The 15,354-nt window shown below is 74.8% G+C and carries 13 protein-coding genes and 1 tRNA gene; 10 read left to right on the top strand and 4 right to left on the bottom strand.

Annotated elements, in window-relative coordinates:
- Positions 1 to 182: 182 nt before the first annotated feature.
- Positions 183 to 779, bottom strand: coding sequence for a histidine phosphatase family protein (locus D9753_RS22320; RefSeq protein ID WP_121788596.1), 597 nt, complete (start codon positions 777 to 779; stop codon positions 183 to 185).
- Between the two features lie 241 nt (positions 780 to 1,020).
- On the opposite strand from D9753_RS22320, the gene D9753_RS22315 reads away from it, so the two are divergent.
- From D9753_RS22315 to D9753_RS22285, 7 genes are all read left to right on the top strand, one after another.
- A complete protein-coding gene (locus tag D9753_RS22315; protein ID WP_121788595.1) occupies positions 1,021 to 1,965 on the top strand; it encodes a phosphatase PAP2 family protein in 945 nt (314 codons plus the stop codon).
- 1 nt (position 1,966) lies between these two features.
- Positions 1,967 to 3,052, top strand: coding sequence for a hypothetical protein (locus D9753_RS22310; RefSeq protein WP_121791226.1), 1,086 nt, complete (start codon positions 1,967 to 1,969; stop codon positions 3,050 to 3,052).
- Positions 3,043 to 4,632 (top strand): hypothetical protein, encoded by a 1,590-nt coding sequence (locus D9753_RS22305; RefSeq protein WP_121788594.1) that lies wholly within the window; start codon positions 3,043 to 3,045, stop codon positions 4,630 to 4,632. The genes D9753_RS22310 and D9753_RS22305 overlap by 10 nt, the downstream gene beginning before the upstream one ends.
- On the top strand, positions 4,629 to 5,990 hold the full coding sequence (locus tag D9753_RS22300) for an AAA family ATPase (protein WP_121788593.1): 1,362 nt from the start codon (positions 4,629 to 4,631) through the stop codon (positions 5,988 to 5,990). Before D9753_RS22305 ends, D9753_RS22300 begins: the two co-directional genes overlap by 4 nt.
- A gap of 130 nt (positions 5,991 to 6,120) precedes the next feature.
- Positions 6,121 to 6,489: a hypothetical protein gene (locus D9753_RS22295; RefSeq protein WP_121788592.1), complete on the top strand. Its 369-nt coding sequence runs from the start codon at positions 6,121 to 6,123 to the stop codon at positions 6,487 to 6,489.
- Between the two features lie 130 nt (positions 6,490 to 6,619).
- The gene (locus D9753_RS22290; RefSeq protein ID WP_121788591.1) at positions 6,620 to 7,189 is read left to right on the top strand and encodes a bifunctional DNA primase/polymerase; all 570 of its coding nucleotides are present in this window, start codon (positions 6,620 to 6,622) and stop codon (positions 7,187 to 7,189) included.
- Positions 7,180 to 7,253, top strand: a tRNA-Lys gene (locus D9753_RS22285). Before D9753_RS22290 ends, D9753_RS22285 begins: the two co-directional genes overlap by 10 nt.
- A gap of 75 nt (positions 7,254 to 7,328) precedes the next feature.
- Here D9753_RS22285 and D9753_RS22280 read toward each other — a convergent pair.
- Positions 7,329 to 8,588, bottom strand: a complete 1,260-nt coding sequence (locus D9753_RS22280) for a M6 family metalloprotease domain-containing protein (protein ID WP_121791225.1) — start codon at positions 8,586 to 8,588, stop codon at positions 7,329 to 7,331.
- Between the two features lie 320 nt (positions 8,589 to 8,908).
- Here D9753_RS22280 and D9753_RS22275 point away from each other — a divergent pair, with 320 nt between their 5' ends.
- Positions 8,909 to 10,714, top strand: coding sequence for a putative bifunctional diguanylate cyclase/phosphodiesterase (locus D9753_RS22275; RefSeq protein ID WP_121788590.1), 1,806 nt, complete (start codon positions 8,909 to 8,911; stop codon positions 10,712 to 10,714).
- On the opposite strand, the gene D9753_RS22270 is transcribed toward D9753_RS22275, so the two are convergent.
- Together D9753_RS22270 and D9753_RS22265 are read right to left on the bottom strand one after the other, a co-directional pair.
- A complete protein-coding gene (locus D9753_RS22270) occupies positions 10,693 to 11,790 on the bottom strand; it encodes an LLM class flavin-dependent oxidoreductase (RefSeq protein ID WP_121788589.1) in 1,098 nt (365 codons plus the stop codon). The genes D9753_RS22275 and D9753_RS22270 overlap by 22 nt on opposite strands.
- A 124-nt stretch (positions 11,791 to 11,914) precedes the next feature.
- Positions 11,915 to 12,646 (bottom strand): maleate cis-trans isomerase family protein, encoded by a 732-nt coding sequence (locus D9753_RS22265; RefSeq protein ID WP_121788588.1) that lies wholly within the window; start codon positions 12,644 to 12,646, stop codon positions 11,915 to 11,917.
- A 238-nt stretch (positions 12,647 to 12,884) separates the two neighbouring features.
- Here D9753_RS22265 and D9753_RS22260 point away from each other — a divergent pair, with 238 nt between their 5' ends.
- Both D9753_RS22260 and D9753_RS22255 read left to right on the top strand, forming a co-directional pair.
- Positions 12,885 to 13,829: a D-2-hydroxyacid dehydrogenase gene (locus D9753_RS22260; RefSeq protein WP_121788587.1), complete on the top strand. Its 945-nt coding sequence runs from the start codon at positions 12,885 to 12,887 to the stop codon at positions 13,827 to 13,829.
- 683 nt (positions 13,830 to 14,512) lie between these two features.
- Positions 14,513 to 15,265: an IclR family transcriptional regulator gene (locus D9753_RS22255; RefSeq protein WP_121788586.1), complete on the top strand. Its 753-nt coding sequence runs from the start codon at positions 14,513 to 14,515 to the stop codon at positions 15,263 to 15,265.
- Positions 15,266 to 15,354: the final 89 nt, after the last annotated feature.

The raw sequence follows: 15,354 nt of genomic DNA, 5'->3' as shown, positions 1-15,354 counted from the left end.
GGCGTACGCACCGCCGAGGCGCACGTTGCCGCCGGCGGGCCGCCGGAACAGCTCCGCCGACCGCCCGGCGTGCGCGGACCGCCGAGGCGAGGGCGATGTCACCGTGCGGCACCCCGGCGGGCGCGCCCCTCTTCGAGGCGTCCGTCACCCTGCTCCGCTCCGGCGCCGCCCGGCGGTGGGCGTCAGCCTGCCAGGTGGCCCACGTCGTTCCAGATTTCGATCGCCGGTTCGCCGTAGGCCCAGCCCAGTACGGACAGTGACGTCGGGTTCAGTCGTATCCGGGCGGCGAAGTCCAGGGGCAGGCCCAGCCAGCGCGCCCCGATCGACCGCAGGATGTGCCCGTGGGCGAAGACCAGCACGTCCCGGTCGGCCGAACGCGCCCAGGACACCACCTCGTCCGCGCGCGCGGTCACCTCGGCCAGGGACTCGCCCTCCGGGACCCCGTCCCGCCAGATCAGCCACCCGGGCCGGGCGGCCTGGATCTCGGCGGGGGTCATGCCCTCGTACGCGCCGTAGTCCCACTCCATGAGCGTGTCCCACGCCGTGGCCCGATCGCCGAAGCCGGCCAGTTCGCACGTCTCGCGCGCGCGGGACAGCGGGCTGGTGCGCACCTCCGCGTCCGCCAGCCCGTCCAGCGGGGCGTGGTGCAGCCGCTCGCCGAGCAGCTTGGCCCCGCGCCGGCCCTCCTCCAGCAACGGCACGTCGGTCCTGCCGGTGTGCTTGCCGGACAGCGACCAGGCCGTCTGTCCGTGCCGGGCCAGCAGGATGCGCGGTGCCATGGGGGACCTTCCGGGACGGTGACGCCGACACGGACGCCACGGAAAAACGTGTGCATGCGGTCCCTCCATCATCGCGCACCGCGCTCCGGCGCAACCCGGCGGGCGGTCTCGGCGTCTTCGAGGGCTGGACGACCACCGGTGCGCAAGCCGGGAGCGCCCTCATGGGCGGCGTTCGGACACCGTAAGGTGGCACGGTCGCCCGCCGGGGCGCGCCGTACAGCAGAAGGGGGAGGGCGAGCGGATGCCGCAGACCGAGACACCGGGCACCGAGGCGGCCCCGCGATCCCGGTTGCGGTGGTGGACCGAACTGCCGCTGCTCCTGCTCGTGTACGGCTGCTACTCGGGCGGCCGGCTCCTCGCGCGCGGTGACGTCACCGGCGCCGTCGACCACGGCCTGGCGATCCTGCGCATCGAGAAGGCCCTGCACCTCAACGCGGAACACCCGCTGAACCGGCTGTTCACGCGGGAGACCTGGCTCGGCGTGCCGGCCGACTTCTGGTACGCCTCGCTGCACTACCTGGTCACGCCCGCCGTCCTGATCTGGATGTTCCGCGCGCGTGCCCGGCACTACCGGGCGGCCCGCACCTGGCTGATGACGTCCACGTTCATGGGGCTGATCGGCTTCACGCTGCTGCCGACCTGCCCGCCCCGCCTGCTCTTGGCCGGCCACGGCTTCGTGGACACGATGGCGCAGTACAGCGCCTACGGCTGGTGGGGCGACCAGGCCAGCGCGCCGCGCGGCATGGGCGGCATGACCAACCAGTACGCGGCGATGCCGAGCCTGCACGTGGGCTGGGCGCTGTGGTGCGGGGTGATGCTGTGGCGGCACGGCGGCTCGCGCCTGACGAAGGTCCTGGGCGTCGCCTACCCGCTGCTGACCGCGCTCGTGGTCATGGGCACCGCCAACCACTACCTCCTGGACGCGGTCGCGGGCGTCGCCGTGATGGGCGCGGGCCTCCTGCTGGCGCCGCGCGTGACGCGGGCCGCGGACCTGGTCCGGTCCCGCCTGTCCCGGCCCGCCCCGGCGGTCGCGGGCGCCACCGGTTCCCCGATTGTCAGTGCCGGATGCCAGACTTCCGCGGGTGAGCGAATTCCACGGCAGCGCGAGTCATCGCCCGACCTCGCGGCCGGACCGGACGTCTCCCCCGCCGGAGCGGGAGAAGGGGCTCCGGCACCGGCTCGCTGAGCTGCGCGGTCCCGACGTCCCGGCCAAGGCCCTGGACGCGCGCGCCCTCGCGGCCCTCGCCGCGAACCCCGGCTGTTCCCGGCGGGCGATCCTGGACGGCGCCGGGGTGGACAAGGCGTGGCTGGCCACCGCGCTGGGCGCCCCGTCCGGCTTCGGGCAGTCGCAGTTCGCGCTGACCAGGGGCAACGCCTTCGAGGCGCGGGTGAAGGCGGACGGCGGCGCGGAGCTGCTGCGCCTGGCGCACGCCCACCTCGATCCGGGCGCCGAACCGCCTTCGGGGGCGGCCCTGCCGGACCTGACCGCGCACGGCCCGCAGGGGCGTACGGCCCGTACGGCGCTGGCACTGCGCGAGGCCACACGGGGGGCCGGCGGCTGGACGCTCCTCGACCACCCGATGCTGGCCCTGGACGTGGCGGGTTCGCTCGCGTTCGTGGAGCCGGACGCGGTGGTGGTGCACCCGGACGGCGGCTGGTCGGTGGTGGAGATCAAGTCCTTCCCGATGGTGGACGGCTCCGCGGACCCGTCGAAGGTGGGCGCGGCGGCCCGGCAGGCGGCGGTGTACGTGCTCGCTCTGGAGGACGTCGCCTCCCGTCTCGATCCCGCCCCGCGCGTACGTCACCGGGTGCTGCTGGTGTGCCCGAAGGACTTCTCCAACCTGCCCGCGGGCCGCGCCGTGGACGTCCGCAAGCAGCGTGCGGTCACCGCCCGCCAGCTCGCCCGGCTGACCCGCGTCGAGGAGATCGCCGGCGCGCTGCCCGAGGGCACGTGCTTCGCGCCCGACCGGCCCGCCGAGGAGCTGACGGCGGCCGTGGAGGCGGTGCCGGCGACGTACGCGCCCGAGTGCCTGTCCACCTGCGAACTCGCCTTCCACTGCCGGGAACGCGCCCGCGCGGCCGGTGCCGTCACCCGCCTCGGCCGGCCCCTGCGGGCCGAACTGGGCGGCCTGGCCACGGTCGAGGAGGTCCTCGCGGCGGCCCGCGGCGAGAGCGGCGACCCCGCTGACCCGGCGGTGGTGGCCCTGCGCCGGGCGGCGCGGCTGCGCGCGGAGGCCCTGGCGGCCGCCCGGGAGGTGGCCACGTGTCCCTGATCGACACCCTCGCCCGGCTGGAAGCCGTCGGCAGCGGCCGGGCGCAGCCCGCCGCGACCGTCCGGCACCGGCATCTGTCCGACCGCCCGCTGGTGTTCGTGCCGCTCACCACGGCCGGTGAGACGGGCGCCCCGCTCGGCGCACTGGTCGGCACCGACCGGGACGCTCCCCGGCTGCTGGCCGTACCGCAGCCGCGTGACCGGGATCTGCGCTTCGCGTTCCTCGCCGACCTGGCCGACGCCGTCCTGCCGTACCTGGACTCCTTCACGGAGTCGGTGGAGCCGGCCGAGCGCACGGAGACCGATCCGGAGACCGGCAAGCGGGTCAAGGTGGAGGCCGAGCTGTGCGCGGACGCGCCCCAGCTCATCGTGCCGAGCCGCGCGGGCCTGGACTTCGTACGGCTCCTCGGCCGCTCGACGCGTTTTCGCCGCACCGCCGAGCAGGATCCGGACGCGCCCTACCCGGCGCCGCCCCGGGTGCCGCTGCTCGGCCGCTGGCTGACCCACTACGGCGAGCGGTCCCGGGTGCCCGGCTCCTCCCTGCTCCTGGCCCTCACCGACCTGCTGGCCCGGCACTGGGCGACCGGCCAGTCCGGCCTGGAGGACCAGCATCTGGGCGCCCTGCTCGCCTGGATCGACCCTCCCGGGGGCGAGAGCGGCGCGCAGGCCGCGCGCCGGGCCGAGCTGGAGCGGGACGCGGCCGGACACCTGCTGTGCCCGCCGGCCGGCCCCGCGACCGATCCGGCGTTCGACAACAAGCTGCTGGCCCCGGCGATCGAGCGGTACGACCGCGCGCGGACCGCCCTGGCCGCCGCCCAGGACCCGTTGGAGGCCGACGACCGGCTGGCCGCGCTCACCGCGGCCGAACACGACGTCCGCGCGCTCGTCGAGAGCCGTACGCGGCCCACCTGGGACGCGGTGTGGCGGGGTGTGGACCTGTTGCGGGCGCTGCCGGAGGGCGCCCATGTCGAGGAGCGCTGGACGCGGGACCGCTGGTCGTTCACCGGACACCGGGACCGGGTGCTGGCCGGGGAGCCGCCGCAGCCGCGCCGGGACGACGCGGTGACGGCGGCGAACAAGCTGGCCACGCGCGAGCGCGAGCAGGCCCGCCTGGAGGCGCAGGAGGCGCTGGACGATCCGCTGGTGATGGCGGGGCGGCGGCTGGCCGGGGAGGCGTTCGCGGGTGAGGTGACCGAGGTGGTGATGGCGTACAGCGAGAGCAGACGGCCGAGCCCGCGTCCGCTGGTGACGGTGCGCACGGAGGACCGGCCGCATCTCGGGGAGCGGGCCCGGGTGTACCGCTCGGTGGGCGGCAGGGCGCAGTCGGCGGAGTTCGCCGGCGCCGCGGACGAGGGCGTGCTGGTGCTGCGGATCCTGGACCGGATGGGCCGCGGGAAGGAGCCCGAGCCCGGGTCGGTGCCCGAGAAGGGCGACCGGGTGTGTTTCACCCTGTTCGAGCACGAGCAGCGGGGCGGCGCGAAGCTGCCCGGCCCGGAGGAGACCCCGTGGACGCACGGCGGCCCGCCGGGCGAGCCCGTGGCGGAGACGCCCGACACCGTGACCGAGGAGGACGTGCTGTGACGACCGTCGGCTTCGACCCCGCGGCCGCGGCCGCCCGCGCCACCGACGCGATCCTGCGCGACACGCTGCACGGCACCGAGCGGGGCGTGGTGGTCGACTCCCCGCCCGGCGCCGGCAAGTCCACGCTGGTGGTCCGCGCGGCGCTGGAACTGGCCGGCGCGGGCCGCCCGCTGATGGTGGTCGCCCAGACGAACGCCCAGGTGGACGACCTCGTCCTGCGTCTCGCCGCGAAGAGTCCCGAGCTGCCGGTCGGTCGCCTGCACAGCAGCGACAGCGACCCGTACGACACGGCGCTGGACGCCCTGCCGAACGTCCGTACGTCCGCGAAGGCCGCCGACCTGAAGGGCTTGCCGGTGGTGCTCTCCACCGCCGCGAAGTGGGCGCACGTGACGGTGGACGAGCCGTGGCGGCACGCGATCGTCGACGAGGCGTACCAGATGCGGTCGGACTCCCTGCTCGCCGTGGCCGGCCTGTTCGAGCGGGCGCTGTTCGTGGGCGACCCGGGCCAGTTGGACCCGTTCGCGACCGTCGGCAGCGACCAGTGGGCGGGCCTGTCGTACGACCCGTCGGCGTCCGCGGTCACCACCCTGCTGGCGCACAACCCGGGCCTGCCGCAGCACCGCCTGCCGGTGTCCTGGCGCCTGCCGGCCTCGGCGGCCCCCCTGGTCTCGCGCGCCTTCTACCCGTACACCCCGTTCCGCAGCGGCACGGACCACGGCGACCGCCACCTCACCTTCGCGGTCCCCTCCGACGGCTCCGGCCCCGACCGGGTGATCGACGAGGCCGCGGAGACCGGCTGGGGCCTGCTGGAGCTGCCCGCCCGGCACACGCCGCGCACGGACCCGGAGGCGGTGCGGGCGGTGGCGGCGGTGGTCCGGCGTCTGCTGGACCGCGGCGGTGCGGCGGTCTCGGAGCCGCCCCCGTCCCCGCGTCCCGCGGCCGGGGGCGGCGCCACCCCGCTCACCGCCGACCGGGTCGCCGTGGGCACGGCGCACCGCGACCAGGCGGCGGCGGTCCGCGCGGCCCTGGCCGACCTCGGTGTCCCGGACGTGACCGTCGACACCGCGAACCGCCTCCAGGGCCGTGAGTACGACGTCACGGTCGTCCTGCACCCGCTCTCCGGCCGCCCCGACGCCACCGCGTTCCACCTGGAGACCGGCCGCCTGTGCGTCCTGGCCTCCCGCCACCGCCACGCGTGCATCGTGGTCTGCCGCGCCGGCGTGAGCGACCTCCTGGACGACTACCCGTCCACGGAACCGGTCCAGCTCGGCACGCTCGTGAAGTTCCCGGACGGCTGGGAGGCCAACCACGCCGTACTGGCCCACCTCGCCGAACACCGAGTGCCCTGGCACCCCTGACCACCGCCCCGGCACCTGGCCGTCCGGGGGGCCGTCGGCGTGCCGACGGCCCCTTGCGGGGGCGCGGGACAATGGAGGGTGGCCCACCTGATGGTGGTGCCCAGCGAACCGTACGAGGAGGAGACACAACATGGCGGAGCCCACGCCGCGTCGTAACGAACCGCGGCTACGCCCCGCGCCCCTGCTCTTCGAGCCCGCGGAGGCGGCTGCCGATCCGGAGCACTTCTTCGACCTGGAGTCGATGGAGGATCCGCGGGAGCTGCTGGCGCGGTCGACGGAGCTGGCCCAGGCGTTCCGCGCCGCGGCGGACCGGGCCGTGGAGTTCCAGGCCCTCGCGGCGGCCCAGCTCGCCGACCCGCGCCGGTTCGACCGGCTGACGGCGGCGGACATCGCCGAGCGGGCGGAGTGGACCGAGGACTACGCGAAGAAGATGGTGGAGTTCGGCCGGGACCTGCTGCGAGGAAACGTCGAGGGGCGGACGCCCGTCGATCCCGGGTAGCCGCGCCCGGCCCCGCGGGTACCTTCCAGGCATATGCCAGGCGGGCAAGATACTCCTCCCCTCCACCCGCTGTCCCGTCTTTCGGCAACTCTGGAGAACCGTCCGCTCACCGCCTGTACACCTGGGTCGCATGAGCAGCGCACCGCACGTCACCCGCGTCAGTTCCGAGGGCGTCGCCTGGCTCGCCTCGGCAGGAACGTACCCGCGCAGCACCCTGGCCCTCTGGGAGGAGCGCCCGGACGCCCCGGTCGTCCTGCCCTGCGGCACCGTCTTCGACGTGGTCAGCGCCCCGGCCGCCTTCGGCCGCCGGCTGCTGGACCGGCTGTGGGACGAGGGTCCGGGATCGGGGCCCGTCGCGGTGTTCCGGGGCCGGACCCTGCTGTTCACCGCCCCGGGCACGGCCCAGCGGCTGCCCTCGCTGCTGGCCTGGGAGGAGTGGGGGTCCCAGCGGACGCGATCGGTGCCGCCGCTGCTGTGCCACGGCACCGGCGACGCGGTGACCGTGCCGGCCCCGGCCGGGACCGACACCCCCGGCGCCTCCCGCTGGCTGGCCGCCCCCGACACCCGGCACCCCTGGCTGCCCGGCCCCGAGATCGTGCTCTGGGCGGCCGTCCGGGCGGCGCGGGCGGCCGTCCGCATATCGATTTTTCCTACCGCCGACCAGGATGCTAAGGTCTACGACGTCAGCAGGCGCCGCTAGCTCAGTTGGTTAGAGCAGCTGACTCTTAATCAGCGGGTCCGGGGTTCGAGTCCCTGGCGGCGCACATGACGAGGGCGGGTCACGACCGGTTAGGTTCCGGTGGTGGCCCGCCTTTTTCGTTCCCGTGCCGGCCGGGGATTCAGTCGCTCAGCGCCGGGGTGATCCGCACCGTCCACGCCCCCGAGGCCGTGCGGTCCTCCACCTCCACCTTCACGCCCTCCCCGGGCACGGTGAAGCTCTCCCCGAGGGAGACCGGCGCGTCGGCCAGCGGCGGGTAGACCGAGTTCTCCCAGCAGGCCTCGGTGTGCGGGTGGGCGTCCACCACCTCCACCGGGCCGCCGCCGGACTCGGCGCCGCCGCGCACCCGGTAGACCAGGATGCCCTGCCGGCAGGAGGCGCGGTCGTTGCCGGCGGTGCCGCGCGCCTCGAAGGCCAGGGCGCTGTCCGGGCCGGTGCGCACCACCGCCAGTTTGGCGCCGTGCCCGAGGCCGAAGGCGGGTGCGCCGCCCGTGCCCCGCAGCGCGACGCCCGGTCCGGCCGCGAGGGGCTCCAGGGTGAGCCGGGTCGGCGCGGTGCCGTGCACGCACACCACCTGGCGCGGGTCCAGCCAGCCGAGTTTCCACTTGTGCCAGGCGAACAGGTCGGGTGCGAGGCCGAACTGGCTGCCCATCAGGTCCCAGTCGCCGACGTAGGTGTCCCAGTCGCCCTTGCCGTCGACGGGCCGGTGGTAGAGGTCGGGCAGGTCGAAGACATGGCCGGTCTCGTGGGCGAGGACGAGACGGTCCGGCGGGTGTTTCTCGAACACCGTGACGACCCGGCGGATGCCGGTGCCGTCCACGTGCAGGGGTGTGTCGAGGTTGACGACCTTCGTGGCGTCGGAGTCGACGCCGGGCGCGTCCGGGTCGGCGACGAGGTAGACGACCCGGTAGCGCGAGAAGTCGACCTGCTTGTCGGCCACGGCGAACGCGTCCCGCAGGTAGGCGGCCCGGTCCTCGGCACTCCAGTCCCGCCGCATGGCGTACGCCGTCGACGGGCGCGGCATGCGCAGCCAGCGCGGGAGCGGGTGCGGGCGCAGGGCGAACCGGCCGTAGGAGGCCTGGGCGAAGAAGCGGCTGGTGACGGGGAAGTGGTCGGCGGTGAGCTGGGCGGGGCTGGTGCGCGGGGCGGCGTCCGGGAAGGAGAGGAAGACCAGGACGGCGTCCACGGTGCCGGTGGGGCGGGCGTAGGCGGTGTTCCAGGTGTCCAGGCCCTCGGAGTGGTGGGCCTCGGTCCGGTGCAGCGCGCAGGGGGCCGTCGAGAAGGGCTCGGCGACCGACGGGCCGGTGAGGATCGAGGTCGCGGCGAGCGCCGACATCGTGGTGAACACGGCGGCGGTGCTGCGCAGCTTGGGCACGGACATGACCTCCGGGTGCGGTTCGGGGACCCGCACTCAGATTGCTGGTAATTGTCATGCTTTGCCGCGTTTGCCTGCACCAGAAGGGTGAGCGCGCCGCCGTCGGACGCCGGCGTGCCCCGGCGCCCGACACCCCGAAACACTCACGGAACGTCACAACTGGTCGGAGGCTTGAAGAACCCGTCCAGGTGCGGGCAGAAACGATCTGTCAGAACCTGTGTCCGGTCCGGGACACTGGACAGTGGCTGGAAGGGCGGGGGGCCAGCCTCTATGATCGGCACACTTTCCGGCACGGACACAGATCGAGTGCACTGCGGGAGCGAGCGGTGAGCGGAACGTCCGAAGGGCCGACGCCCGCGGCAGACCTCGACCGGTCAGCCGTCACAGTCAGTGACCAAACCCCCTACTACCGTGTGTTCGCGGCCGCCCCGCTCGCCATGGCCGTCGTGGACCCCGAGGGACTCGTCGTCAGCGCCAACGCCGCCTTCGGCGAGCTGATCGGCGCCGATCCGGCGACGCTCACCGGGCGAGCCGCCGCCGACCTGGTCGGGTTGGCCTCGGACGCCCGCAACCGGCACGCCTACCGCGAGGTGCTGCGCGGCGGGCAGGGCCGCCTGCGCTGCACCCGGCGGCTCAAGCACCGAGAGGGGCACTCGGTGTGGGTGCGGGTCACCGTCACCCCGCTGACCGGCGGCGGACCCGGCGTGCTGCTGTCGGCCACCGACATCAGCGCCCGCCGCGAACTCCAGGCCAGACTGCGGCACTTGGAGATGCACGACCCGGTGACCCGGCTGCCCAACCGCGCGCTGTTCTTCGAGCGGCTGACGGCCGCGCTGGAGGCGGAGTCGTACGAGCGCAGCGGCACCGGCCGGATCGGCCTGTGCTATCTGGACCTCGACGGATTCAAGGCCGTCAACGACACTCTCGGCCATCGTCTGGGCGACCGGCTCCTCGCGGCCGTCGCCGAGCGCCTGACCCGGGTCGCCGACGAGGCCGGGCGCGCGCGGGCCGCCACTCCCCTGGTGGCCCGGCTGGGCGGTGACGAGTTCGCCCTGCTGGTGGAGGACTCCACCGGCACCGAACAGCTCGCCGACCTCGCCGAGTCTGCGCTGAGAGCGCTCGAGGAGCCCTTCGACCTGGGCGGGCAGCGGCTGTCGTCGACCGCGTCCATCGGTGTCGTCGAACGGCACGCGGCGGGAACCTCCGCGACCGGTCTGATGCAGGCGGCGGACACGACCCTGTACTGGGCGAAAGCCGACGGCAAGGGCCGCTGGACGCTGTTCGACCCCGAGCGCAACGCCCACCGCATGACCCGTCAGGCCCTGTCGTCCACGCTCCGCCCCGCCATCGAGCGCGGCGAGTTCGTCCTGGAGTACCAGCCGTTGGTCGGCATGGGGGACGGACGGCTCAGCGGGGTGGAGGCGCTGGTGCGCTGGAACCACCCGCAGTTCGGCATGCTGACGCCGAATCGGTTCATCGGACTGGCCGAGGAGGATGGTTCGATCGTGCAGCTCGGCCGCTGGGCGCTGGCCACCGCCTGCCGGCAGGCCCGCCGCTGGCAGACGGACAACCCCGGGGAGCCGCCCATCTTCGTCAGCGTGAACGTGGCCGTCCGCCAGGTGTGGGACTCCGACCTGGTGGCCGACGTGGCGCGCACCCTCACCGAGACCGGGCTCGCCCCGCGTCTGCTCCAACTGGAGCTGACCGAGTCGGCGGTGATGGGTTCGGCGGGCCGCCCGCTCCAGGCGCTCCAGGCCCTCAGCGACATGGGCGTGCGCATCGCCATCGACGACTTCGGCACCGGCTACTCCAACCTCGCCTACCTCAGCCGCCTGCCGGTGTCGGTCCTGAAGCTGGACGGCTCCTTCGTGCGCGGCTTCCAGTACGAGGGCGACAAGAAGGCGCTGGCCCCCAACCCGGCCGACGAGGTCATCGTGGAGGCGATGATCCAGCTTGCCCACCGGCTCGGCCTGACGGTCACCGCCGAGTGCGTGGAGACCGCCGCCCAGGCCACCCGGCTGCGCCGGATCGGCTGCGACACCGGGCAGGGCTGGCTGTACTCCCGCCCGGTGCCGCCGGACCGTATCTCCGAACTGCTTCAGGCGCAGACCTACGCGGTCGGCAACCCGTAGGCGTCCGCGATCAGTTCGTAGGAGCGCAGGCGGAGTTCGCCGCGGTGGGCGTGCGAGGTGAGCATCAGCTCGTCGGCGCCGGTGCGCTTGCGCAGGTCGTCCAGGCCGGAGCGGACCTCGTCGGCCGTGCCGTGCACGATGTTGGTCGTCCAGGAGGCGGCGAACTCCTCCTCCATCGGGCTGAACTCGTGCCGTTCGGCCTCCTGCGGGTCGGGGAACAGACCGGGGCGGCCGGTACGCAGCCGGACCATGTTCAGCGCCGTCGCCCGGACCTGGCGGCGGGCCTCCCGCTCGTCGTCCGCGGCGAGCGCGGAGACACCGATGAGGGCGTACGGCTCGGTGAGGGCCTGGGAGGGGCGGAAGCTCTGCCGGTACAGGTCCAGGGCCGGGAGGGTGTTCTGCGCGGAGAAATGGTGCGCGAAGGCGAACGGCAGGCCCAGCATCCCGGCCAGGCGGGCGCTGAACCCGGAGGAGCCCAGCAGCCACACCGGCGGGCGGTGCGGGGACTGCACTCCGCCGGGCGCGGTGCCCTGGACCGGGCCGGGGATCGCGTGGATACGACGGAAGGGGTGGCCGTCGGGGAAGTCGTCGTCCAGGAAGCGGATCAGCTCGGCGAGCTGCTGCGGGAAGTCGTCGGCGCCCTCGTCGAGGGTGTCGCTGCGGCGCAGGGCCGCGGCCGTGGCGCCGTCCGTGCCCGGCGCCCGGCCGAGGCCCAGGTCGATGCGGCCCGGCGCCATCGCCTCCAGCGTGCCGAACTGCTCGGCGATCACCAGCGGGGCGTGGTTGGGCAGCATGACGCCGCCCGAGCCGAGCCGGATGCGGTCGGTGTGGGCGGCGAGGTGGGCGAGGATCACGGCGGGCGAGGAGGAGGCCACGCCGGGCATCGAGTGGTGCTCGGCGACCCAGTACCGGTGGAAACCGCGGGACTCCGTGAACCGGGCGAGCGCGACGCTGGTGCGCAGGGCGTCGGTGGCGGTGCTGCCCGCGCCGACGGTCACCAGGTCCAGTACGGACAGGGGGACGGGGGCGGTTCCGTGCGTCGTGCCCCGGATCTCGTCTGCCTCGGCTGCGGACACGGTGGGGGCCTCCTGTGATCGGGCGTGCTGTCAGGCGCGGGAAGGCAGGCGTGCGCTGTCCCGCGTCCGCCAACAGGAGGCGGTCTCCGTTTATTCCGTGGGCGTCCCCCCGGCCGCGCGCTCGCTACGCCTGGACCCGGGGTTCCCGGGTGAAGAGGGTCCCGAGCGACGGCGCGTTCACCCGCCGGTCCGCCAGCCTGAGCCCCTCCCACACCGTGACCTGGTTCGCCGTGAGGACCGGCTTGGACAGCGCCTTCTCCAGCAGCGGGAGGTGGGCGGCCGTGTGCAGGGCCGTGTCCGGCAGCAGCACGGCTTCCGCGTCCGCGGTGTCCGCCGCGCGGGCCAGCGTCAGCACGTCCTCCTCCTTCCAGGTGGCGGCCTCCGCCGCCGTGACGGTCCCCGAGGACCGCACCCCGGTCACCTCCAGGCCCCCGGCGCGCAGGAACGCGGCGAACAGCTCGGCGACGTCCGCCGGGTAGGTCGCGCCGACGGCGACCCGGCGGACGCCGATCTCCCGGGCCGCGTGCACGAAGCCGAACGACGTCGACGACGCCGGCATCCCGGCCAGCCGGGCCAGGGTCCGCACCTGTTCGTGGGCGCTCTCCCAGCCGTGCAGGAAGCTGCCGCTGCTGGACGCCCACACCACCGCCTCCGCCCCGGCCAGCCGCAGCGCCGCCACGCCCTCGGCGAGCCGGTCGGCGGAACCCGCCGCGCCCGGCGCGTCCGCCCGGCGCGTGTCCTCGCCGATGCCGGTGTGCGCCAGGTCCACCCGGATGTCGCTGCCCAGGAGCTGCTCGATGCGTGGATAGTCGTCCTCGGCGAAGTGGCCCGGGGAGAGGAGTCCGAGTGCGGTCATGTCCAGCCTTTCTGCTGTGCGTCGGGCGGTACGGGCCGTGGGCGGACAGCCGTGTGCGGCGGCGCGCGGTAGGGCCTCATGGTGCGGATACCCCTTCGGCGCGGCGCTGCCCACATCGCGGCTGTGGACGCGCCGGGCGGTGCGGGCGACGGACGGCGGTGACGGCCGTGTTGACGAGGGTGGGGCCGGGTGCGAGCGTGGGCCGTCCGCGCAGGCCAGCCGCCGGGAGTCGCTCCGCATGACGCCGACCGTCCTCGTTCTCGACGCCGATCCGCCGCCCCGGCTGGGCCGTCTCACCGGCCGCGCCCGCATCGTGCACACGGACGCCGCGCACCTGGCCGAACGACTGCCGGCGGCGGACGTCCTGCTGGTCTGGGACTTCACCTCGCACGCGGTGCGCGAGGCCTGGCCGGGCGACGGGCCCCGGCCGCGCTGGGTGCACACCGCGAGCGCGGGCGTCGACCATCTGATGTGCCCGGAACTGGCCGCGTCCGACACGGTGGTCACCAACGCGCGCGGCGTCTTCGACCAGCCGGTCGCCGAGTACGTGGCGGCCCTCGTCCTGGCGGTCGCCAAGGATCTGCCGCGCACCCTGGAGCTGCAACGGGAGCGGACCTGGCGGCACCGGGAGGGCCGGCGGGTGGCGGGTACGCGCGCGTGCGTGGTCGGCTCCGGCCCGATCGGCCGGGCGACCGCCCGCACGCTGAAGGCCCTGGGCGTGACGACGGCGCTGGTCGGGCGGGTGCCGCGGACCGGCGTGCACGGCCCGGCCGACCTCGACCGGCTGATCGCCCGCGCGGACTGGGTCGTCGCGGCGGCTCCGCTGACCGGGCAGACGTACCGCATGTTCGACGCGCACCGGTTCGGCGTGATGCAGCCCTCGGCGTTCTTCGTGAACGTCGGCCGGGGCGGGCTGGTCGACGAGGAGGCTCTCGCCCGGGCGCTGGCCCGGCGCTGGATCGCGGGCGCGGCCCTGGACGTGTTCGCCGCCGAACCCCTGCCCGCGGACAGCCCGTTGTGGGAGCTGCCGGGGCTGATCGTGTCCCCGCACATGAGCGGTGACACGGCCGGCTGGCGGGACGAACTGGGCGTGCAGTTCGTGGCGTCGTACGAGCGGTGGGCGGCGGGCCGGCCGTTGCCGAACGTGGTCGACAAGACGCGCGGTTACGTGCCCGGTCACTGACCCGGCAGGGAGAGGAGGAAATGACGGAGGCCGCCGGGAACCGGGGCGGCCGTGGGGTCCCGCCGTGCGGTTTGTGTGGAGGCGGCCCCGGCTCGCGCGCCCGGCCCCCGCGTGCGGCCCGGCGTCCGTGGACGGACCGCCTCCCCCGTTGCCGTGCAGGTCAAGGGCGTGCGGCCGGCCGGGAGCCGGGGCCGCGCCCCCCGGTGTCCCGTCGGCGAGCGGGCCGGTGACGCCCCGGCCGGCCGGGGAGAGCGGGGCGCATGGCCCTGATCCACTTGGGTAGCCGCACCGCCAAGGCTCCTCGTGGGACGACGCACACACCTTCCGGCCGGCGCGCAGACGCAGCCGGCGCTCGCTGCTCACGGGCATCGCGGCGCTCGGCGCACTCGGTGCCGCGGGCTGCACGCGGGTGTCGTCGGCGTCCGGGAAGAGCGCCGGCGACCTGCTGGAACGGCTCCGCGCGCAGGGCGTCGTACGGCTCGCGGAGGGGCCGAGGTCCGGCCACCGGAGGACGGCTCCGGCACCCGCCACCCCCTCTGCGGCCCGGCCGGGCGGGCGGACGTCCACCGGCCGGGCGGTCGAACGCACGGACGCGATCTCACCAAGCCCCTCTTCCCGGGAGGTGTCCGACGGCTATCGTGGTGAGGATCCGCCGACCCGGATCGCGGCCGAGGGGGAGCGCCATGAGGATCGAGCCGACCACCCCGTACCACTCCGTCCAGGACGCGCTGCGCGTGCTGGAGACGGTGGCCCGCCACCCCGTCGGCGTCACCGACACCGAGCTGGCCCGCCGCACCGCTCTCGACCCCGGGCGGCTCACCGCCCTGCTGCGCATGCTGCGCCGCGAGGGCTACGTCGAGCGGATCACCGGCGGGGCGTACGTCACCGGCGACACCCTGCGCCGGCTCACCTCGGCGCACGGCCGGGAGCGGGCCCTGCGCGACAAGCTCCAGCACACCCTGGACCGGCTGCGGGACGCGGTCGGCGCGGCCGTCTACCTCAGCCGGTACGTCGACGGCGAGGTCCGGGTCACCCAGTACGCCGCCGGGCCCGCCACCCCGGCGGTCAACGAGTGGGTGGACTTCCGCTGCTCGGCGCACGCCACCGCCGTCGGCAAGAGCCTGCTCACCCAGTTGGACCACAACGGCCGCCGCGACCACCTCTCCCGGCACCGGATGGCCCGTCTCACCTCGCACACCATCACGAGCGACAAGCTGCTGCTGTCCCGCCTGGAGTCCCAGCCGCCGACGGTGCCGGTGCTCGACCTCCAGGAGTACGCGGTCGGCACGGTCTGCGCGGCCGTCCCGGTCACGGCGGGTTCCTCGGTGGGCTGTCTGGCGCTGTCGCTGCCGGTGCGGGACGCGCACCGGCTCAGGCAGGCGGCGCGGACCCTGAACCGCAGCGCGGCCCCGGTCCTGCTCTCGATGGCGCTCTGAGGGCGTGCCCGGGCGGCCCCGGGGTGGTCACCGGCACCCGGCCGGACCAGGTAGTATTTTCTTCGTCGCCGGCCGCGCCAAGCGGACGG

This window comes from Streptomyces dangxiongensis (assembly GCF_003675325.1).
In the GTDB taxonomy this organism is placed as follows: domain Bacteria; phylum Actinomycetota; class Actinomycetes; order Streptomycetales; family Streptomycetaceae; genus Streptomyces; species Streptomyces dangxiongensis.
Note: the sequence above shows the minus strand (reverse complement) of the source record. Positions and strands in the feature narration are given on the sequence as shown.

Bases quoted from the DNA above. Each gene is read 5' to 3' on its own strand.
- D9753_RS22320 (WP_121788596.1), bottom strand. From the start codon at position 779: ATGGCACCGCGCATCCTGCTGGCCCGGCACGGACAGACGGCCTGGTCG.
- D9753_RS22315 (WP_121788595.1), top strand. From the start codon at position 1,021: ATGCCGCAGACCGAGACACCGGGCACCGAGGCGGCCCCGCGATCCCGG.
- D9753_RS22295 (WP_121788592.1), top strand. From the start codon at position 6,121: ATGGCGGAGCCCACGCCGCGTCGTAACGAACCGCGGCTACGCCCCGCG.
- D9753_RS22290 (WP_121788591.1), top strand. From the start codon at position 6,620: ATGAGCAGCGCACCGCACGTCACCCGCGTCAGTTCCGAGGGCGTCGCC.
- D9753_RS22280 (WP_121791225.1), bottom strand. From the start codon at position 8,588: ATGTCCGTGCCCAAGCTGCGCAGCACCGCCGCCGTGTTCACCACGATG.
- D9753_RS22265 (WP_121788588.1), bottom strand. From the start codon at position 12,646: ATGACCGCACTCGGACTCCTCTCCCCGGGCCACTTCGCCGAGGACGAC.
- D9753_RS22260 (WP_121788587.1), top strand. From the start codon at position 12,885: ATGACGCCGACCGTCCTCGTTCTCGACGCCGATCCGCCGCCCCGGCTG.
- D9753_RS22255 (WP_121788586.1), top strand. From the start codon at position 14,513: ATGAGGATCGAGCCGACCACCCCGTACCACTCCGTCCAGGACGCGCTG.